22 protein-coding genes and 3 pseudogenes are annotated in these 17,625 nt (G+C 64.9%); 7 read left to right on the top strand and 18 right to left on the bottom strand.

From position 1 onward, the window contains the following. Nucleotides 1-337: 337 nt before the first annotated feature. A complete protein-coding gene (locus tag Pka01_RS36340; RefSeq protein ID WP_203887531.1) occupies nt 338-1,180 on the bottom strand; it encodes an alpha/beta fold hydrolase in 843 nt (280 codons plus the stop codon). A 174-nt stretch (nt 1,181-1,354) separates the two neighbouring features. On the opposite strand from Pka01_RS36340, the pseudogene Pka01_RS41020 reads away from it, so the two are divergent. Then, nucleotides 1,355-1,562, top strand: a pseudogene (locus tag Pka01_RS41020) (SDR family oxidoreductase); the annotation flags it as partial. 256 nt (nt 1,563-1,818) lie between these two features. Here Pka01_RS41020 and Pka01_RS36345 read toward each other — a convergent pair. The 3 genes from Pka01_RS36345 to Pka01_RS36355 all read right to left on the bottom strand — a co-directional run bounded on the left by Pka01_RS36345 (nt 1,819) and on the right by Pka01_RS36355 (nt 4,985). Further along, on the bottom strand, nt 1,819-3,270 hold the full coding sequence (locus tag Pka01_RS36345; RefSeq protein ID WP_203887532.1) for a serine/threonine-protein kinase: 1,452 nt from the start codon (nt 3,268-3,270) through the stop codon (nt 1,819-1,821). An 871-nt stretch (nt 3,271-4,141) separates the two neighbouring features. After that, nucleotides 4,142-4,327: a hypothetical protein gene (locus Pka01_RS36350; RefSeq protein WP_203887533.1), complete on the bottom strand. Its 186-nt coding sequence runs from the start codon at nt 4,325-4,327 to the stop codon at nt 4,142-4,144. A 325-nt stretch (nt 4,328-4,652) separates the two neighbouring features. Continuing rightward, nucleotides 4,653-4,985: a 2'-5' RNA ligase family protein gene (locus Pka01_RS36355; RefSeq protein ID WP_203887534.1), complete on the bottom strand. Its 333-nt coding sequence runs from the start codon at nt 4,983-4,985 to the stop codon at nt 4,653-4,655. 1,011 nt (nt 4,986-5,996) lie between these two features. Here Pka01_RS36355 and Pka01_RS36360 point away from each other — a divergent pair. After that, nucleotides 5,997-6,341 (top strand): hypothetical protein, encoded by a 345-nt coding sequence (locus Pka01_RS36360; RefSeq protein ID WP_203887535.1) that lies wholly within the window; start codon nt 5,997-5,999, stop codon nt 6,339-6,341. Nucleotides 6,342-6,542: 201 nt separating this feature from the next. Continuing rightward, a complete protein-coding gene (locus Pka01_RS36365; protein WP_203887536.1) occupies nt 6,543-7,007 on the top strand; it encodes a hypothetical protein in 465 nt (154 codons plus the stop codon). A gap of 129 nt (nt 7,008-7,136) precedes the next feature. Here the strand turns inward: Pka01_RS36365 and Pka01_RS36370 are convergent, their stop codons facing one another. From Pka01_RS36370 to Pka01_RS36380, 4 genes are all read right to left on the bottom strand, one after another. Then, nucleotides 7,137-7,649 (bottom strand): YkgB family protein, encoded by a 513-nt coding sequence (locus tag Pka01_RS36370; protein WP_275414533.1) that lies wholly within the window; start codon nt 7,647-7,649, stop codon nt 7,137-7,139. Between the two features lie 748 nt (nt 7,650-8,397). After that, entirely contained in the window at nt 8,398-8,784 is a 387-nt protein-coding gene (locus tag Pka01_RS36375; RefSeq protein WP_203887538.1) for a hypothetical protein, read from the bottom strand. Next, a complete protein-coding gene (locus tag Pka01_RS41410; RefSeq protein ID WP_275414534.1) occupies nt 8,781-8,912 on the bottom strand; it encodes a hypothetical protein in 132 nt (43 codons plus the stop codon). The genes Pka01_RS36375 and Pka01_RS41410 overlap by 4 nt, the downstream gene beginning before the upstream one ends. A 180-nt stretch (nt 8,913-9,092) precedes the next feature. Further along, the gene (locus Pka01_RS36380; RefSeq protein WP_203887591.1) at nt 9,093-9,332 is read right to left on the bottom strand and encodes a hypothetical protein; all 240 of its coding nucleotides are present in this window, start codon (nt 9,330-9,332) and stop codon (nt 9,093-9,095) included. A gap of 323 nt (nt 9,333-9,655) precedes the next feature. Here Pka01_RS36380 and Pka01_RS36385 point away from each other — a divergent pair, with 323 nt between their 5' ends. Both Pka01_RS36385 and msrA read left to right on the top strand, forming a co-directional pair. Continuing rightward, nucleotides 9,656-9,817 carry a hypothetical protein gene (locus tag Pka01_RS36385; RefSeq protein WP_203887539.1) on the top strand — a complete coding sequence of 54 codons (162 nt, stop codon included), beginning with the start codon at nt 9,656-9,658 and terminating at the stop codon, nt 9,815-9,817. Next, on the top strand, nt 9,814-10,368 hold the full coding sequence (gene msrA / locus Pka01_RS36390) for a peptide-methionine (S)-S-oxide reductase MsrA (protein ID WP_203887540.1): 555 nt from the start codon (nt 9,814-9,816) through the stop codon (nt 10,366-10,368). The genes Pka01_RS36385 and msrA overlap by 4 nt, the downstream gene beginning before the upstream one ends. 107 nt (nt 10,369-10,475) lie before the next feature. Here the strand turns inward: msrA and Pka01_RS36395 are convergent, their stop codons facing one another. Next, the gene (locus Pka01_RS36395; RefSeq protein WP_203887541.1) at nt 10,476-10,943 is read right to left on the bottom strand and encodes an SRPBCC family protein; all 468 of its coding nucleotides are present in this window, start codon (nt 10,941-10,943) and stop codon (nt 10,476-10,478) included. A 148-nt stretch (nt 10,944-11,091) separates the two neighbouring features. Here Pka01_RS36395 and Pka01_RS41690 point away from each other — a divergent pair. Continuing rightward, nucleotides 11,092-11,319 (top strand): annotated as a pseudogene (locus Pka01_RS41690) (Na+/H+ antiporter NhaA); the annotation flags it as partial. A 68-nt stretch (nt 11,320-11,387) separates the two neighbouring features. Continuing rightward, complete coding sequence (locus Pka01_RS41030) at nt 11,388-11,672, top strand: hypothetical protein (RefSeq protein WP_239115975.1); 285 nt, start codon at nt 11,388-11,390, stop codon at nt 11,670-11,672. Nucleotides 11,673-11,701: 29 nt separating this feature from the next. Here the strand turns inward: Pka01_RS41030 and Pka01_RS36405 are convergent, their stop codons facing one another. From Pka01_RS36405 to Pka01_RS36440, 9 genes and pseudogenes are all read right to left on the bottom strand, one after another. Beyond that, nucleotides 11,702-12,826, bottom strand: coding sequence for an aminotransferase class V-fold PLP-dependent enzyme (locus Pka01_RS36405; protein ID WP_203887543.1), 1,125 nt, complete (start codon nt 12,824-12,826; stop codon nt 11,702-11,704). Nucleotides 12,827-12,859: 33 nt separating this feature from the next. Beyond that, nucleotides 12,860-13,021, bottom strand: a complete 162-nt coding sequence (locus Pka01_RS36410) for a hypothetical protein (protein ID WP_203887544.1) — start codon at nt 13,019-13,021, stop codon at nt 12,860-12,862. Between the two features lie 101 nt (nt 13,022-13,122). Then, a complete protein-coding gene (locus Pka01_RS36415; RefSeq protein WP_203887545.1) occupies nt 13,123-13,455 on the bottom strand; it encodes a TraR/DksA family transcriptional regulator in 333 nt (110 codons plus the stop codon). Nucleotides 13,456-13,980: 525 nt separating this feature from the next. Continuing rightward, nucleotides 13,981-14,880, bottom strand: coding sequence for an NADP-dependent oxidoreductase (locus tag Pka01_RS36420; protein WP_239115978.1), 900 nt, complete (start codon nt 14,878-14,880; stop codon nt 13,981-13,983). 149 nt (nt 14,881-15,029) lie between these two features. After that, nucleotides 15,030-15,170, bottom strand: a pseudogene (locus tag Pka01_RS41035) (helix-turn-helix domain-containing protein); the annotation flags it as partial. 25 nt (nt 15,171-15,195) lie between these two features. Then, nucleotides 15,196-15,636, bottom strand: a complete 441-nt coding sequence (locus tag Pka01_RS36430; RefSeq protein WP_425571058.1) for a thioredoxin family protein — start codon at nt 15,634-15,636, stop codon at nt 15,196-15,198. Nucleotides 15,637-15,877: 241 nt separating this feature from the next. Then, on the bottom strand, nt 15,878-16,198 hold the full coding sequence (locus tag Pka01_RS41695; protein ID WP_373318231.1) for a DUF6510 family protein: 321 nt from the start codon (nt 16,196-16,198) through the stop codon (nt 15,878-15,880). Then, complete coding sequence (locus Pka01_RS36435) at nt 16,195-17,016, bottom strand: FAD-binding oxidoreductase (protein WP_203887548.1); 822 nt, start codon at nt 17,014-17,016, stop codon at nt 16,195-16,197. The genes Pka01_RS41695 and Pka01_RS36435 overlap by 4 nt, the downstream gene beginning before the upstream one ends. Further along, nucleotides 17,009-17,605, bottom strand: a complete 597-nt coding sequence (locus tag Pka01_RS36440) for a sulfite oxidase-like oxidoreductase (protein WP_203887549.1) — start codon at nt 17,603-17,605, stop codon at nt 17,009-17,011. Before Pka01_RS36440 ends, Pka01_RS36435 begins: the two co-directional genes overlap by 8 nt. Nucleotides 17,606-17,625: the final 20 nt, after the last annotated feature.

Here is a 17,625-nt window from a genome sequence, read left to right on the forward strand (position 1 = left end):
ACCCTTCGTCAGCCTTTGGAGGGGGATCTTATAGCCCGGTGACCGGTGCTCTAGGAACCGCAGTCGCAGCTCCGCTCTGAGGCACGTCAGGCTGGAGATGAAGCGCCGTGCAACGATTGGCGCCATTCCAACGCCTCCGGTATGTCGCGGTACTCCAGCAGGTGCTGACCGGCGATCTTCTCCAGAAGTGTTCGCACTTCTGCGGGTGTGTGGTGTGGAAGAACTCGCGGCGGAGGTTGACGCGGTTAACACGGCGAGCCGAGGAGAATGGCGATCATCCTGGAGGCCGGAGTGCCCCCGCCGGAGGCATGGATTTGGGGCTTACATCCTGTACCTATCAGGATGTGTGGCGCAGGAGTGCATCCACCACCACCGGCCAGGTTGTCCGCGGCAGACCCTGGCCGATGCCGCGCAGCGTGAGCAGTGCGGCGCCGGGGACCTCCTCGGCCAGCGCCACGCCGTTCCCGTGCGGGAAGAACGGATCCTCGTCGCCATGCACCACCAGCGTTGGCACGGCAATCTTGCCCAACCGCTCACGCCACCGCGGCTGGCAGTCGATGGCGGTGAACATGCTGCCCAGGTGGCTGGCACGCTGCGCCTTCGCCGTCCGCCCCGCCCTGTCGAAGACCAACCCGGCACTCGTACGTGCGTCCGTCTCGTCGAATCCTCGCGAGCCGGACATCAGCCTAGCGCTGGCGGTCATGTAGTCGATGACGCTGTCGCGATCGGTCCAGTCCGGCTCCGGACGGCCGAACAGCTCCGCCATCATCTCCGGCGCGTGGTCGGGCAGGTCGGGATCCACCGGACCAGGAGCGACCGGCCGGGTGGAGATCAGCGTCAGCGACGTGACCTGGTCAGGATGGTCCAGCGCGAGCAGTTGCGCGACGAAGCCGCCGACGCCGAGCCCGACCACGTGCGTCCCCGCCAGCTCCAGCGCCACCAGCAGCTCCGCCGCGTCGGTGACCAGATCACGCAGGTCGTACGCGGGCGCGTCCGGATCGACGAACGTCGACTGGCCGGCATCTCGCAGGTCATAACGCACCACATGGCGCCCGGCCAACGCCGCGCACAGCTCGTCCGGCCAGCTCAGCATGGTGACGCCGATGAGCAGCACCGGCGGGTCGCCCGGGTCACCGAAGGTCTCGACGCAAAGTTCGGCCTTGTTGACGTTGATCCGCATCTCGAGCTCCTTTCGCATCACCAGCTGGTACCGCCGACGCCCAGACCGTTGTCTGGGCCGGGGTCAGGCCCGGTCACGAAGCCGTCGAGGGAGACCGAGATGTCCACGATGATTTGAGTCATGTCAGGGTAGACCCGATCCCCCGCCCAAACTCATCGCTCACATATGAAGCGCCCGGGGCCGGTGTGGACGCCGCTCATCCCGGCCACCTTCCCGGCAGAGAAGGTCGAACAGTTCGGCAAACAGGTGCCGATGAGGCGCCGCCGACCCGGATGAGATCGCTCCGTCGTACGTGTTCTTCGCCTCCGAGCGGCTCTCGTCGTACTACACGGGCGAGGTGCTGGCCCCCATCGGCGGCGGAGACGCTCCCGGGCTGACATGAGTGAACTGCGACCCAGCGATCCCGCCGAACCCGGAATCCTCCGGCGTCGCCGAGGGCGCTCGTTCTCCTACACCTACGCGGACGGCCGCCCGGTCCAAGTTCGAACGCGTCGCCAAGCTGGCCGACCATCTGCCCGGCTTCCGGAAGAAGGCGCCCTGAGCCCGTGTACGTTCGCGCTCGTGCGCCGAGGTTCTTTCTTGAGAAGACCGACCCATTCCACCATGACTGTCGAGCAGGTCCAGGAGTCGGCGAGCCACTAGTTGTCATGCTCGTCGCTGAGGCCGGAGCGATCCAGGAACGTACTCAACGGGCCATCGGCGGCGAGCTTCCCCTGCCGCTGCGCCTCAAACAGATCACGGACCAGCCCCCGCATCTGCTTCTGCGCCTGGTTGCCCTTGCCCTTCCCCCTGCCCTTGTCTTCCGAGAGGTTGCCCGCCATCTTGGTGATCTGCTCGTGGACTTTCCGGGCCAGGTCGGGGTCGATACCGCCCTGCGCCTGTTGGGCCAGCAAGGCGCGATCGAAATCGGCGAGCCAGCCGTCGGCTCCGCTCTGGGCCGGAAGTGGCGAAGGAGTGAGCATCGCGCTGGTCGCTGTGGACGGAGTCGTCGTGGGCTCCTCGGAGGCGGCTATGGACGACATCCCTGATGGTGCAGGCCCGGCGGACGGCTGTCCTGAGTTCGCGAGCAACGACACACCGACCACGGCAGCGGTGATCGCCGTCAGCGCCGCGGCGACCGGTACGACCAGGCGTCGTCCTTCTGACGGTGCTTGGCGTGGCCCACTGTCTGGCGTATTGAGCAGCGCGGTATCCCCGGCGCGGGCGCCTCCCGGCCGCAGGACAGGTGGCACCGGTGAGCCTGTGGGCCAGGCGGTGCGTGCTGGCGGCTGGGTGAACGCGCTCAAGATCTGTAGGGCGGCTCCGGCACCGGCAGGCCTGGCGGCGGGATCCTTGGCCAGCAAGGCCAGGATCAGGCCTTCCAACTCTGCGGGGACGTCCTCCCGATAACGACTGGGTGATACAGGTGGCTCATGGAGGTGCTTGTACACCAGTTGCGGCGCCGATCCGACGAAAGGCGGGTGCCCGCACAACAGCTCGTAGCCGACGCAGCCGAGTGCGTACAGGTCGGAGGCCGGCTGCCCGCCATGGCCAACGATCTGCTCAGGTGACAGATACGCCGCAGTGCCTACCACGGTGCCGACAGCGGTCAGCCGGGCCGCCTCGGTCGCCAAGTGCGCCACCCCGAAGTCGACCACCTTGAGCACACCCTGCCCGGTCCGGTGCAGATTCGCCGGTTTGACGTCGCGGTGAACCACACCCGCACGATGGGCGGCGTCCAAGCCCGCCGCCGCCTGGCCCAGCAGATGGCACGCTTCGACGATGCCGTACCGGCCCCGCTCGGCCAGATCAGCGGCCAGGCTGCGACCGCTGAGCAACTCCATCACGAGGAACGGCTGCCCCTCATGCTCGCCCACGTCCAGAACGGTCACCACGTTGGGGTGCACGATGCGGGCGGCAGCCCGCATCTCGCGGGCGAACCGCTCACGCGCCTCCATCATCTGGGCCACCTGCGGCGTCAACATCTTGACTGCCACCGGTCGGCCGGACCGCAGGTCCCGGCCCTGCCACACCTCACCCATCCCGCCGCGGCCAATCAGCTCACCGAGTTGATACCGGCCAACCAGCAACGACGACGCCATATCCGGCATATCTCCACCGATAGATCAAATACGTGCAATTCCGAGCAAACCTACCCGCCATGCCGAGGAGTGGCGCTTCGCGCTGGTGATCACGCCGCGAGCGCATGCTCGGACCTGACGGTCCCGGCTGGGTCGATTGCTCTGCGGCTCGCTCGGCGACCACCAGGCCGATCTTGGGCACTTGAGGCGATCCCTCCATCCGAATCACTCGCATGCCCTCCGGAGCACTGAACATGTGCAGCCAGGTGTGCGCAACGACCTGCGGCCGGACTACGTCGAGCAGTTGTGGAGCCTGATCAACTGGAACGACATCATCGCCCGCTTCGACGCCGCCCGCGGCGCGGCTTGATCAAGGGCTGCTCATGACTGCGACGGCTTGTGTCCTGCCGGAATCCTTCCGAGCACTGTCCAGCACAGGCCGTCGCCCATGACATCACTCAGGTCCTCGCCCAGGGTGAGGCCGCGAAAGCGAACAAGTTCCGCGGTGAGGTTAAGGCGGTGTCGGAGAGACGGCCCGGCCTAAAGACATGCTGGTCAGGCGTCAGATCCCACCTTGGGATTCCTTGGCGAGGTCTGGGGTGGAGGTGCAGGCCCAGGGCTGCGGCGGGCAGGCCAGCGGGTGGCCGAGACCAGTCGGCCCGTGCCGAGCCAAACCCAGTACTACACGGAGGCGGTGGAGCTGCCGAATGATCTCGAATCAGAAGGAGCCTCGGCCGCATAGTGGTCTCGATGTAGCAATGCAATGGGCCGAACTACCGCCCGAGCACCTCCCTCGGCGCACGATCTGCTGCAGTTTCTGCAAGCGTCGCCTGAGGGCGTCTGAATTGCCGAATATTCAGCCACATCGCACGGTCGACGTTGAACCTTTCCATCATCTAAATCATCGCCACTCCACTACCCACCGACCCTCTTGGAAGAAGGCAATCAGCGATGCATAGTCTTCTACCCATTCGTCTCCGCCCGGCACTTTAAATTCTTCATCAGCAGCCGTAAGAACCAGATAGCTCGGAGGCTCATCGGGCAGTTCCTTGATGAAGACAAACCTCCCAGCCTCATCGACTTCCACGATCCTGCCAAGCACACCAATTTGTATCATGCGGGACTCGACTTTCCGTGCGCCTGGGGCACTCTCCGGAGTGCCCCAGGCGCGTACCATACGTTTAGACTAGTTCCCCATGAGATTGATCCAGACAGCAGAGGGCCATTGGATTAGCGCGGTCGAAGGTTAGTGTGCTTCGCCCGCTAGCGCCCGGCGAGCTTGCACACGCCCTCGAACTGCTTGCCGAACTTCCCGTCGACCACGATGTCCCACCCGTGGTCGTGCACCTGCTACTGCCAGACGCGGACGTCCTCGCACGCATGTACTGGCCCGTTTGCATGGGACCTGGTTCTTACGATTCGCCGATCCCGGCCCCGAGCGGGATCTCCGCCACTGTGCGCCAATCCCATAGGTTTTCCGGGCCATCTTGTACGACCAGGCTGACGCTGTTGATGGTGACTTCGCGTTCCGGAAGGTGACGGCCCAGCGCCTCGATGATCTCGGCGGCTGGCTGCACGGCAGTGCTGTATGCCACCGTGACATGCGGGATCCATCGCTCGTGCGCAAGAAGGCCGTCCCGGCCGGTTGCTGTGCGCGTGGCCACCTGGGCCGCTTCAAGGATCGGAGTCAGAGCCTCGGCGGATCGTGCTTCCGCGTCGCCATCCCAGGCGGCGCTCCGGAACATCAAGCCCCCCGACGCGGGCACCTACATCTGGCGTAGAAGCAGACCGGACCGCGCAGCGTCGGTGGTCGCGCACGGCGTCCGGCCGCCGGCCTGACCCCGGACATGACGAAAACGCCCGCCCATCCACGAAGGATGGGCGGGCGGCGGTGTTGTAAACAACTCGGCTCAGAGCGACGAGCTGAACGCGGCCACGACCGCACGCGGCACCGCAAGGGCAGGTGGTGCTAGAACCCGCCTTGGATTTGTGAAGCAATGTTCTGCGGGAACTGGAACGACGGTACCGCGTCGTTCCCTTGGATTTGTGAACCAATGTTCTGCGGGAACGGGAACGACTGAGGCAGGAAAGGGACCCCTCTGAGCGTGGGAACAGTCCGGTTCCCCGCGTTGGGCGCCACAACTGTGAGCGAAGTAACGTCCCGCTTGGTTCGCTGCGCGAAGTTCCTATCCTCATTCGGGAAGAACTGAGCCGCCCGCTTCATGGGCTTTTTCGCGGGGGGCTCGTTCTGGGCGGAAGCAGCGGACTGCGCTGCAATTGATAGGAACGCCGCCGCGACGGCAACGGCGCCCATGCGCGTGAGGTTTCGCATCGCTGACCTTTCTTGACGTAACCAGCTACCTCACCAGCGATACCCTGCCATTTTTGCCGAATGCTCCGACTCGCCCACATGTGGTCGCTTTTCTGCTCCAAGATGACCATGAGTTGAGAATGCCCGATTTGTCCAGCAGGGAGGGTAAAGGTGCCGCGCCCGCCCAAAACGAAGAAGACGCCCGCCCACCCATAAGGGTGAGCGGGCGTCATGCGTCGGCCCCCGCGCTGCCCTTGATGAGGGCGGGGCCGTTCTGCAGCCTTTCCTTCCTAGGAGCGCCCGCCTCCCCCCGGAATGGCGCGCGCTCGTCACGCAGATCCCCGCATCCGCATCAACGGACACCGTCAACCTGGGCAAGACCGGATCAAACAGAGCAACGCGTTGGGGGTGCGCCCGGCGCGCCGTCCTACAGGACGCGGCCGGGATGACCTTCGTCCGCTTGAACTCGGGATCCGGGTCGACGGCGGGGGTGAGGCCGAGCGGCATCAGCAGCATCCAGCGTGGCCCAGTCGTGCTCGCCCTCGACTACATCAACTACACACCCAAGACGTCGGCACAGACCCTCCGGGCCTACAACCTCAGTATCCTCCACAAGATCCTCAGCCTTGATCGGACGCTGGCGGCTCTCCTACCCACCGTGATCGGCACCGCCCTTTACGTTGTAGATTCGCAATATTGGACCTCTGATCTGGAAACTCATTTGAACATCTACGCTTCCAATGCACCGCAGAGCGCGAATCGCCTGGTCGCGTCCAGCATTGAGGGGTAGCGGTCAGAACGGTCCGGCAGGCTCCGGCTCACGGTCAGATGACGGTCAGACAAGCGAAAAAGCCCGATCATCTAGAAGATGATCAGGCTTCCGACCTGCCGAAACAGAGTCGGGACGACAGGATTTGAACCTGCGACCCCCTGACCCGAACTCACCGAACTCCGTGTCAAGGACCTCGAACTCATCAGCCGCATCGTCACTGTGAGCCGTACGGTCGTCGAGATCAACGCCAAGCATCACCCGGAGGGCAAGCGGTTCCTGATCAAGGAGTACCCCAAGGACAAGGAATACCGCCGCTTCAAGCTCAGCCCGCAGATCGCCGCGAAACTCAAGCAGCACATCGAGGACAGCCAGCTGGAGCGCGACGACCTCCTTTTCATCTACCAGACGGAGGAGCCCGCGCCGCAGGCGAAGCCGGAGCCAGTGGAGCACCTCGGCCTCACCGAGCCAAACGCGGCCGGGCGGCGTTATCGGCACGGCACACTCAGCGCCTACTCCGCGGGCAAGTGTCGCTGCCAGCACTGCAAGAACGCCTACTTGTGGGAAAGTGTGCAGCACGCAGCGTACTGGCCTGGTCATTTTCATACTGCTGCGCGCCTGTGCCCGTGGTCTGCCCGTAAGGGCTTCCCTGACCGCGCCAGCCAGCAGGGAGACTTTTCGGTGTGAACCCTGCACGGTTGCTCAGCATGCGCGATGCCAGCGCATCGCTCGTCTTCATGTAAACGATCAGATCACCCTCACACGGCGCGAAGGCGCGGGGTTAGCCATAGTCAACCCGGGAACGCTCCGCGTAGGTCAAGCGGGCCGCCCAGGTGCCCGTGCCGATCTTCCCAGTCGGGCCGCAGCAATAGATTCGCCCAACGTCCATAGGGACGCACCTAGCAGCACCAAGTCCTTGAGCAGAAATTGTCCCAAAGGCGAAAGTGCCGGAAACCCTCCGGCGGTTGGATCGCCAACGCCAGGGGTGGTGAACAGGAAACTCAATGTGGCGAGGAACAGCAAAGAAGCCAGGGCGCTGCCTACAGCGGAGAAATGCGGAAGCCATGGCCCGAGGGCGACCAGAAGAGCCGCGATGATCTCAACGGTACCCAGGACATTGGACAATGCCCGGACGTTGAGGGCGTCGGCAATCCAGCTCATGAACGGACTGTGTGTAATGTACTGTTGAATACGCACAGCCTCTGATTCAGTGTATTTCAGGGCGCCGATCCAAGCGACGACCACCACGAGTCCGTATCGGAGGATAAGGCTGCCGGCGAGCAATACGTACCGTTCGATTATGGGACGATCTCCTGGAGGAGGAATCATCGACTAGTCACTCCCTGTCAAATGAATTTCGATCGCACTATAGCGCTTGATGCGTTGGCCATACCGGAAGAACGCATCGGAGCGGTCTGAAGCCGATGGGTGAACCACGGTATCGCGCAGGACGAATGTCTAGACTTCATACGAGCCGGCCGCCTGTAGAAGCCACATCGAGCATGTATGCCCAGCCAGGCAGCCAGTTTGGGAGGTTTCGGTATGCGATCGTCTAGCCTGCTGCGACGCTGGTCACGCGCCTAATCGTCTCGCTCAGGCTTGTCGTGGCTCGCCGTCAGTCACCGCACTGACGGGCACGCGACAGGCATGGGCAAGAATCGCCCGTTATACCCGAAGATGAGTGCGGGGTCACGTCATGCGGTCGCCGACTCCGCACCTCGCCTCAATGTGGAAGGCCGCTGCTCCCGCGCCTTGCCCCACTGCGTACGGCTACGCTCAGCAATGATCAGCCTAGCTCGCGATGGCCACCATTCCTACATCAACGAGTGGCAACGTCGCGACGACGACTTGTGGGGCGCACCTGTGGATCGAGGACAACCCGAAGAGCGGCTGGTCTAAACACAAGGATCCGTTCCCGCAATGCGATGCCTGCCCACCTGCCGCGCTGGTCCAGCGCATTAACGGAGAGATCTACCGGAAGGTTCGCCGCACGCGGCTCGATTCGTCGACGGGCAATCCGGTGCCAATCAACCCCTTGGCACCTGAGCGCCAAATAGGGGAATGGCCCGAGCCCTCATCATTTCCGCTCGGACAAGCGTTCCTCTTCGTCGCAGAGCCACTGTGGCTTAGCCTTCTGCGGAGGCCAGTAGGTCCGTTTGACGGCGACTCCCAGGAAAACGAACATCCCGATCGCGACAGGGGCTACGAGCAGATCCAAGACCTCGTTGCCGGAAATCCAGGTGTAGCAGAGCATCACCGTCGCCAACGTCATGGCGATGGCCCCGGGGAGCTGGGCGAACGGCATGTTGCGTATCTCTTTGGGGAGGTTCTTGTTGAAGTACCTTTCTGCCCAGAAGCTGTGTGCGCCGGCGCGAATGAACCGGGTGTGGTTGAAGAAGCCGATGATTGCGACGACGGCGCAGACGAGTACCGCCCATACTGGCGCGTGTGTGTAACCGCTCATCTCACCCAAAGATACTGTTCCATCCCTTCTTGATGTCCGAGCCGATCGACTTTGACGACGTTCACCACCGGTTCGCGCGCACGGCCATAGACCTGAATTGCCGTGTCTCCCACGACGCCGCCGACCATACCGCCAACGTACGTGCCGGCGGCGCCGCATAATGCGGCGAGTGCTACGCCCGGGCTACAGGCGGGCGCGAAAGCCAAGCCGACCACATATGCTCCACCAGCGATGGCCGCTCCGCGGATGCCCGTACGCACGACCTTTTCGCCGGTGTCGGTCCTTGCCCTTGTCGCTGTTCCATTGCGTCAGCGCGCCGTCCGCGAAGGTGGCGAAGACGTCGCCGTGGCCGCCACCGCCACCACGGTGTCACCGCCGCCTTGGTTCAGCAGTGCGGTGACGGCGCGCACGATCGCAAGAATGATTCCCAGCAGGCTGCCGCAGAACTTGCCATCGGGGTCGGTGAAGGTGCCCGGGTTGTTGTTGGCGCAGGCGTAGCCGTTCATCTGCTGGGGATCATGCGGGTCGATGATCGGGTCGACGCTGATGAACCTGCCGGTGGCAGGGTCGTACTAGCTCCGCTTCCGCGTTAGTACACCAGACTTCGGCGTCTTACCACTCTGATCGCGTTGCGCGCGGGCGTCGAGGAACGAGCGCGATAACGAGCCGCTCTCGTTTTTGCGGCCTATACGAGCTTTGGCCCGACCCATCCAAGCCGGCCAACGCCCCCCGATCGGTGGCTTTGATCCGCCACGATCATCACCTGAGATCGCCGCTACAACGCACCGTCATGAACCCCGGGACCAAATCGGTTCTGTGCGGTGTTGTCTCCAGCGGCGCCACAGCCAGCGGTGCCGAAGGAGGAGAAATCGTGTCGCACGAGTACAGCAAGACCCCGGAGGCGCTGAGCCGCCTCACCGACAGCCAGTTCCGCGTCACTCAGGAGGACGGGACGGAGCCTGCGTTCCGCAACGAGTACCGCTCCCTGTTCGAGACGACCGACACCACCAGCACAGAGGAGCGCACATCATGACTAGCGGGATCCACGACACCGGACAGATCACCCGCACCCCGGGCACCGAAACTGCCGTCCTGGCCGGCGGGTGCTTCTGGGGCATGGAGGACCTCATCCGCCGGCAGTCCGGCGTGCTGGACACGCGGGTCGGATACACCGGTGGCGAAAACGATCACGCCACGTACCGCAACCACCCCGGCCACGCCGAGGCCGTCGAGGTCGTCTTCGACCCGACGCAGACGACCTACCGTGACATCCTGGCGTTCTTCTTCCAGATCCACGACCCGTCGACGTTGAACCGTCAGGGCAACGACCGCGGCACGAGCTACCGCTCGGCGATCTTCCCCTTGACGCCCGAGCAGCAGCAGGTCGCACGGGACACGATCGCGGACGTCGATGCGTCGGGGCTGTGGCCGGGTAAGGCAGTGACGACGATCGAGCCGGCCGGACCGTTCTGGGAGGCCGAACCCGAGCACCAGGACTACCTCATCACCTACCCGAACGGGTACACGTGCCACTTCCCGCGCCCAGACTGGGTGCTGCCCAGGCGCGCTGCGACCTCTAGCTGACTGCGCTACGCCGAGGGCGCGCTCACCGCTGAAGCGATGAGCGCGCCCGCACCCCGTTCCGCCGCCAATACCAGGCGGCGGCGTCCTATCCCAGGCTGGGCACGGCTTCAGCCCTGTTCGATGATCCGTTTGATGGCAGCCAGCGTGGCAGGAATGCCCACATGGGCTGCCTCGGCGCGAGTGGCGATCTCAGTCGGCGCGTCGTCGCCGTACTTCTCGACGAAGAACGCCTGCCCGGCTGGCGTGAACTCCCAAGACTCCGTCAGCTCTGTCCCACCCTCAACGTCCCTCATGGAGTAGAGCCACTTCACCTTGCCACCGTTCACAGACCAGCCGAACTCGGCTCCCTCCACGGCCGAGATGACCTCGCACCGGGCCTCCCACGTCCGGTCAGGTGTGACGTTGCGCCCGGTAAATTGGGCGCCGGCTCGCGGCCCGTCGCCCTCGTCCCACCAACACTCCTGGCAGATCGGCGACCACTCGCCGGTACGCGTGACGTCGGAGACGACCGCATACACGTCTTCAGGTGTCGCAGTGATGAAGATGGAGTCGGAGTACGTCAGCGAGGTAGTCATGCGCCTAGTTTGCCGACTCCAAGCACGGGAGCTGGCCCGTCCCCAATGCCCACGACGCGGGGAAAGACTGACACGAACGAGGGCAAACGAAGGGCGCCCCCTCGCTAAGGGCGAGTCGGCTACGCCTCGCGCCGCGGGCCTGGCGGGCATGCTCGTGCCCGCGCTGCTGTGTCTGGTGATCCTTCGAGGTCACGACGGTGCCGGCGCCTGGGGCGTGGTCACCTCGACGACACCGCCCTCGCCCTGGGGCTGCTCAGCCTGGTCGGCGGCGGCCTACCCGGACAGCCTCCGCGTCTTCCTGGTGACCGTCTTCGTCGTCGACGATGCGGTTCCGCTGCTGGTCGTCACCCTCGCGTACGCCGACCACGTGAACCTCCGCCTGCTGTTCTTCGCCCTCGTCGCGCTGGCCGCCGTGATCGTGGTCCGGCGGTTGGGTCAAGCCCTGTGCTCGTGCCGGTGCTGCTCCCCGCGGTCGCCTGGGTCGGCCTGCTCGAGAGCGGGGTCGACCCGATCATCCTGGGACTCGCTGTGGAGCTGGCCACCTCGGCCTACGGGCCGAGCCGGGGAGACCTCGAGGAGGAGAGCAGCCTCTTCCTCGGCTTCCGGCCGCCTCCGGCGCAATTCGAGCGTTCTGGGGAGCGGGCGGATGGCCAGACGGCGGGCCACCACGCGGCGCGACCTCTTCGCTGCGATGGGATGGGCCGCGCTGACACTCGGGCCGGTCCCTGATAGACGGTCTGCGTCGTGAACGTGCTGGTTCATATCGTCCGGAGGGCGTCAGCGAGTCTGTCGTAGTCATCCCTCGTGTTGTACGGCGCTGCCGCCACGCGGAGATAGCCGACCTCCTCGAAGAGAATCGGCCCCACCTCGATTCGGTGTTCCACGCTGAGCCGTTCGTAGAGGCGTTTCGCGTCTTCTGGCCCCTGAAGGAGGCCCTCGGGCAGTCGCACGAGTCTCATGGTCGGTGCCGGAGTGGCCGGCAGGTCTTCAAGGGAGGTGCCGAGCGCGCTGGCGAGATGACGTTGACCTTCGGTCACGAGGGAGGTGAGCCTGCTGACCTGCTCCCAGCCGCCAAGTTGTTTCCAGAAGGCCAGGCCATCGGGGACGGCTAACCAAGCTGCGTAGTCCCACGTCCCGGGGTAATCGAACGACTCCGCATAGCCGTCTTCGACCTGCCAGGAGAGCACGCTTGGCCACGTCGCGGGCGCCAAGGCGGAGCGCCACAGGAGACCAGCACCGCGCGGGGTGTATGCCCATTTGTGCAGGTTCCCCACCCACCAGGTCGCACCGAGATCGCCCACCTTGGTGGGCAGCGACCCCGGTACGTGGGCAGCATCGACGAGAACCGGGGGGTCGACGGCTGCCACAACCATCGCGACCGGAAGGACGCTCGCCGTTGGAGAAGTGATCTGGTCGACGACGACGAGCCTGGTGCGCGCTGAGCATGCGGCAACATATGCCTCGACGACCTCATTGTCCGTGGCCCCCACCGGAAAGACCGCCTCGCGCACGCTGGCGCCGCGTCGTTGGGCCCAGTGCTCCAGCGCCATGCGCACCGCGCCGTAGCCGTGTCGGCTCATCACCAGCTCGTCACCCGGCGCGAGGTCGATCGAACCAAGCACTGCCGACACACCCTCTGAGACGTTACGGACCCAGCCCACCTCACTGGGCGCGACGCCGAGATAGTCAGCTGCCTGGGTGCGAGCTTCGGCGATGAGGCTCGGGACCTCGACCCGGTTGAAGCGGTGCGGGTTGCGCTCGGCGTGCTCGCGCCAGGCGGTGGCTGCTGCTCGGACCACTGTTGGTGCGAGACCGAAGGCGCCGTGGTTCAGGTGCACGACCGAACGGTCAAGCCCGAACGCTTCCACCATCACTGGGTCCACGCGGCTAGTCCTCTCCTGCCACAACCACCAATCTCAGGGAACCACAGGCCTGTAGGTAGTGTGCCCGTCCGAGGTGAAGACCTGGGTTGCACCCTCGCCGAACACAAGCGTCCCGGCAGTCAGTGCAGCGGACATGTGATCAGCGTCGACGACCTCGTCGTTGCCGACCCGTAGTTCTTGAAGTGCCTCAGGCATAGATACGCTCCTTTCACGAGCCCTACGCTGAGTAGCCTGGGGGGCGGTTGGTGGGTTTGCACTGCACGAGGTCAAGACCGGCACCTCTCAGCGACGCCGTCCTACCCAACCTCATCAACGAGAAGCTCGGCCGCAGGGTCAGCCTCAAGCCGCTCGTCGGGGATCGGCCGACCGCTGCGCAACGAAACCCCGTAGATACCGGCCCGCAGGCGCTCGCTGGCCCGATCGAGTGCAGCCAACCGTGCGCTGAGTTGCTCGGCTACAGCATCGTCAAGAAGCTCTTGGGCGAGCGGGCTCGCTGAATCGGAGACCGAGGTCCTCGCATCAGCGGCCGCCTCCAGGTCAGCCGCCCGCTCAGCGGCTGAGTACGTGAGAAGTTCCTTGATGCGTTCACGTTCACCCTCGATCAACTCATGTGCGCGGGCTGGGTCCATCTGAAACTCCCTGGTGGTGACGATTGGTGATCAGCGTCGGCGGCGAGACCTCAGCTGGCCGATCTTGCGGGGGCGTTCGACACCACGTGTGTGGTACCGCGCTCATCGGCCTCGCCCTCACCTCCGACGTAGTGCTCGACCGCTCTGGGCCTAGCTGTCGGCTGGCCCAGATCATGTGTGCCCCTGGCACTCTTTCGATTAGTGCCCGGGGGGCCGCATCTCTTTCGTCTGCTGTCACTGGCTCGCTGTGACGGCGAGTACTCGACGAGATCCGCGCCCGCGAGGGCACGATCACCGCAATCTGCCCCTTCGTACTCGACTACCTCTCGCGAACGACTACCTATGCCGATCTCGACGCGCGACACCCCGGCTACTCCGATCGTGCGTCCGCCGAGTCGGCGCGCGCGAAGACCCGTGGCTGAGACCATTCACCCATCAGGAGATCCCTCGGAAGATTGCGGCTTCACGATATGGTCGCGCGGCTGGAGTTCCTCCGCAGCTTCCTGGGAGGTCACCGCGGCGACCTCACGGACGAACGCGGATGACCGTCTTTCCCTGGATCCGCTCGGTCGGGTTGAAGGCGGCGACGGCATCGTCGAGGGTCGCGACTTGGCCGATGTTCGTCCGCAGTCGTCCGTCACGCACCCGCTGGGCGATCTCCCCCAATTGGGCACGATCGGACACGACAACGAAGTCGATCGCCAGGCCGTCGGCCGGCCGTGCCTCGGGCGGGCCGGCGACGGTCACCAGTGTTCCTCCGGCTCGAACAAGACCCGCGGACCGCCTTCCGATGTCGCCGCCGAAGACATCGAAAACCAGATCGACTCTGCCGACGCCTTCCAGGGCGCCGTTCTCGAGGTCGACGAACTCCTGCGCCCCGAAGTCGAACGCCGTCTGACGGTGAGCAGCGCGTCCGGTACCGATGACGTAGGCGCCCGCCTCGCGTGCGAGCTGCGTCGCCATCGAACCGACTGCGCCGGCCGCACCGTGCACGAGGACGCTCTGCCCGGCTCGGAGGCGGCCATGCTCGAACAGGCCTTGCCACGCGGTCAGGCCCGTCATCGCGACACCCGCGCCCACCGTGAAGTCAACGTCGCCCGGCAACGGCGCGAGGTTGCGTGCCTCGACGACGACATACTCCGCGAGCGTGCCATCGCGAGTCCAGTCCGTGAGGCCGAACACCCGCTCCCCCACCGACAGCCCCGCCGCTCCATAGCTGAGGGCGGTGACCACTCCGGCCACCTCGTGTCCGGGAATCGAAGGCGTCCGGTCACGGCCAAGGCGATCGATCCAGGTCGAGGGCCACTCCAACTCATTCCCGGTAAATCCCGACGCATGAACCTCCACAACGACATCGCCGTAGTTCGCGCCCTCAAGACTGGCGAGCCTCGGCACATCCGGATCGGGCCGCTCCACCAGCTTCATCCCCGCCGTCCCCGCGGCCCGGTCCGTCACCACAATCGCCTTCATTCAGCACCTCCCTGTATCCAATCCTCGCCGGTATGACATTTTCGGTTCACCGGTGTTGGTGCCTCCCGATCTCGACGTCTTACCACGCAGGTCGAGGCCGGCACACGGGCCTCAACCAGGGCGGGAGTGCGGTTGGCCACCCGATGCGGGCGTGAGGAACGCTCGCGCAGACCCGGCCAGCCTTGCTCGTCATAACGGCGCACCCACCGGTGCGCGCATTGACGGGAGATGCCCAGTTCCTTGGAGGGCTTCTTATTGATCAACCATCAACTACGACGTGTCACCAACCCGCTGGCCAAGTACATCTAGGAGCCGCTGATGTAGTCGGCGAGCTGACGCTCGAGCTCGGCCTTTGGGTGGGCGCCGACGATTGTCTTCGCGAGGCTGCCATTGTGGAATACGGCGATGGTTGGGATGGCCATGACGCTTGTAGCGTGCCGCGGTCTTGGGGTTCTCGTCGACGTTGAGCTTGGCGACAGTGAGCTTGTCCGCATGCTCCGCGGCGATCTCATCGAGAATCGGCGAGACCATCCGGCACGGACCGCACCACACAGCCCAGAAGTCGACGACGACAGGGGAATCTGCCGCCAGCACCAACGTCTCGAACGAGTCGTCGGTCACCGTGATCGCCTGAGTTTCCATCTTGGTCTCGCCTCCGTTTTGGCCTTGGAAATCTGCGGTGCGCAGAACCTCGACCCGGCCGGGTCTCACCGAGACGACACCTGCCGTTCGAGGGTGGCACCGGGATCCGCGTCACACGCCTAGTGGTACTGCGGGCTTGGACGGTCTTTCGACCCGTGGCGTTCTTCTTCGCAGCCACCGTTGACCGTCACGGTCAAGAAGATCGCGGCCTTCGCAGGCGGCGCGAGGTCCCCTGGGCGAGATCTTGGAAGTTCGTCTGTCGCATCTGTCGTTGGATGGTCGGATCGCGTTGGCCAGCCGGCGGTCGCGGTTAGGCGGGACCTGGGGTGGGCAGAAGCAACCACGAGCTGGAGCCCGAGATGTCGAGCCACGTGCCCCGTGGTGTCCGGGCCACTCGGGCGACCATCGCCTCACACTCGCGACAGCGCAGCACAGTTCCCGGTCCGCCCATGTAGGCCTGCAGCTGTCCAAATGCTTGTGCGACGCCGCAGCTACCGCAGCGGACAGTGACGGTGGTCGGGTCGCTTGCGAGGATCCCGGCAAACTCGCCGGCAGCGGCGTTGCCGTCCAAAACCGCGCCTGACTCGGCGCCGCCGTCGGGCGCGGCCGGGAACGAGAGATCCGAGGTCATCGATCAACTCCTGTTGGTCCAAATCGTTCCGTGCGTATGCGATCGTCGGGGTATCCCGCCTCGCGGAGCAGGCGTGTGGCGTGGTCAACGAAGCCAGATGAGCCGCACACGTAGACCCGGGCCGCCAAAGGCTTCCGCCACGCGGACGGAGGTTGGATGTCCTCGACCGCGAGGTGTGAGGCGGGGCGGGGGTGCCCGTCGGGGACCTTGCGCGTGTAGACGAGGCGCACTTCGGCGGACCCTGGCGCGAACAGATCGGCCGACATCTCTTCCAGTTCAGGCCCGTACATGAGGTCGCGAGGCCCGCGAAGCGAATACACGAGCATCGTCGGCGTCGAGTCCCCCGCTCGCTTCCGGGCTCGCAGCATGGTGACCAGCGGCACCACCCCTGATCCGCCGGCGATCAGGAGTACCGGGCCGTCCCCGATGGATGGGTCACCCGGCTCCCAGACGAACCATCCACCGATGGGCCCGCGCACGTCGAGCTCGTCACCGATCTCCATGATCTCCACCAGGTACGGCGAGACCTCGCCGTGGGGTAGGAGGTCGACGGTGACCGCGACGCAGTCGGGCGTGGCAGGCTCAGCCAACGAGTAGCTCCGTTGGGCCGAGTAGCCGTCCGCGGCTGTGAGACGTACGTCTACGTGCTGACCGGGCAGATGTCCCGTCCAGCCGGGGACGCGTAGAGCAAGTGTCCGGGAATGCCAGGACTGCGAGTGCAGACCGACGAGCGTTGCCTTGCGCCAGTGATTCCCTGCTGGCGGAGTGGCTTCTACTGAGCTGTCGGCCGGTCCCTCGGTCGTGTTTGTGTCAGTCACCGGCGTGCCGCTCCTCGCGCCACGGGTCCCCGTAGTTGTGATAGCCGAAGCTTTCCCAGAAGCCCGGCTCGTCGAAGCGCTGCATCGTGATGCCGTTCACCCACTTCGCGGACTTCCAGAAGTAGAGATGCGGCACCAGTAGCCTGGCCGGACCACCGTGCTCGACGTGAAGCGGCTCTCCCTCGTACTCGTACACGATCCAGGCCTTGCCCCCGACCAGGTCCTCCAACGGGAGATTCGTGGTGTAGCCCCCGTACGAATGCACCATCGCGTATTCGTCGTAGGTCTCGATGTCCTCGAAGAAGGTGTCGAGCGCGATGCCCCGCCACTGGGTCCCGAGTTTCGTCCACCGGGTCACGCAGTGGATATCGACGTTGATCTCCTCGGAGGGCAACGCCATCATCTCGTCCCAACTCCACCGCCTCGGCTTGCCGCTCTCAGGCGTGATTGTGAAGCTCCATTTCTCCGTCGAGATCAGCTGCGTCGGCCCAGCCGTCAGCACGGGGAATCCGTGGGTCAGATGCTGGCCGGGCGGCAGATCGACGGCACGCGGGTCGTGATGGCCGAAGAAGCCACGCGAGATTGTCACCCTGCGCTCTCTTCCAGACC

The sequence above is a fragment of the Planotetraspora kaengkrachanensis genome, from assembly GCF_016862895.1.
Classification (GTDB): Bacteria; Actinomycetota; Actinomycetes; order Streptosporangiales; family Streptosporangiaceae; genus Planotetraspora; species Planotetraspora kaengkrachanensis.

Bases quoted from the DNA above. Each gene is read 5' to 3' on its own strand.
- Pka01_RS36340 (WP_203887531.1), bottom strand. From the start codon at position 1,180: ATGCGGATCAACGTCAACAAGGCCGAACTTTGCGTCGAGACCTTCGGT.
- Pka01_RS36345 (WP_203887532.1), bottom strand. From the start codon at position 3,270: ATGCCGGATATGGCGTCGTCGTTGCTGGTTGGCCGGTATCAACTCGGT.
- Pka01_RS36355 (WP_203887534.1), bottom strand. From the start codon at position 4,985: ATGTTCCGGAGCGCCGCCTGGGATGGCGACGCGGAAGCACGATCCGCC.
- Pka01_RS36360 (WP_203887535.1), top strand. From the start codon at position 5,997: ATGACCTTCGTCCGCTTGAACTCGGGATCCGGGTCGACGGCGGGGGTG.
- Pka01_RS36370 (WP_275414533.1), bottom strand. From the start codon at position 7,649: ATGATTCCTCCTCCAGGAGATCGTCCCATAATCGAACGGTACGTATTG.
- Pka01_RS36375 (WP_203887538.1), bottom strand. From the start codon at position 8,784: ATGAGCGGTTACACACACGCGCCAGTATGGGCGGTACTCGTCTGCGCC.
- Pka01_RS41410 (WP_275414534.1), bottom strand. From the start codon at position 8,912: ATGGTCGGCGGCGTCGTGGGAGACACGGCAATTCAGGTCTATGGCCGT.
- msrA (WP_203887540.1), top strand. From the start codon at position 9,814: ATGACTAGCGGGATCCACGACACCGGACAGATCACCCGCACCCCGGGC.
- Pka01_RS36395 (WP_203887541.1), bottom strand. From the start codon at position 10,943: ATGACTACCTCGCTGACGTACTCCGACTCCATCTTCATCACTGCGACA.
- Pka01_RS36410 (WP_203887544.1), bottom strand. From the start codon at position 13,021: ATGCCTGAGGCACTTCAAGAACTACGGGTCGGCAACGACGAGGTCGTC.
- Pka01_RS36415 (WP_203887545.1), bottom strand. From the start codon at position 13,455: ATGGACCCAGCCCGCGCACATGAGTTGATCGAGGGTGAACGTGAACGC.
- Pka01_RS36420 (WP_239115978.1), bottom strand. From the start codon at position 14,880: ATGAAGCTGGTGGAGCGGCCCGATCCGGATGTGCCGAGGCTCGCCAGT.
- Pka01_RS41695 (WP_373318231.1), bottom strand. From the start codon at position 16,198: ATGACCTCGGATCTCTCGTTCCCGGCCGCGCCCGACGGCGGCGCCGAG.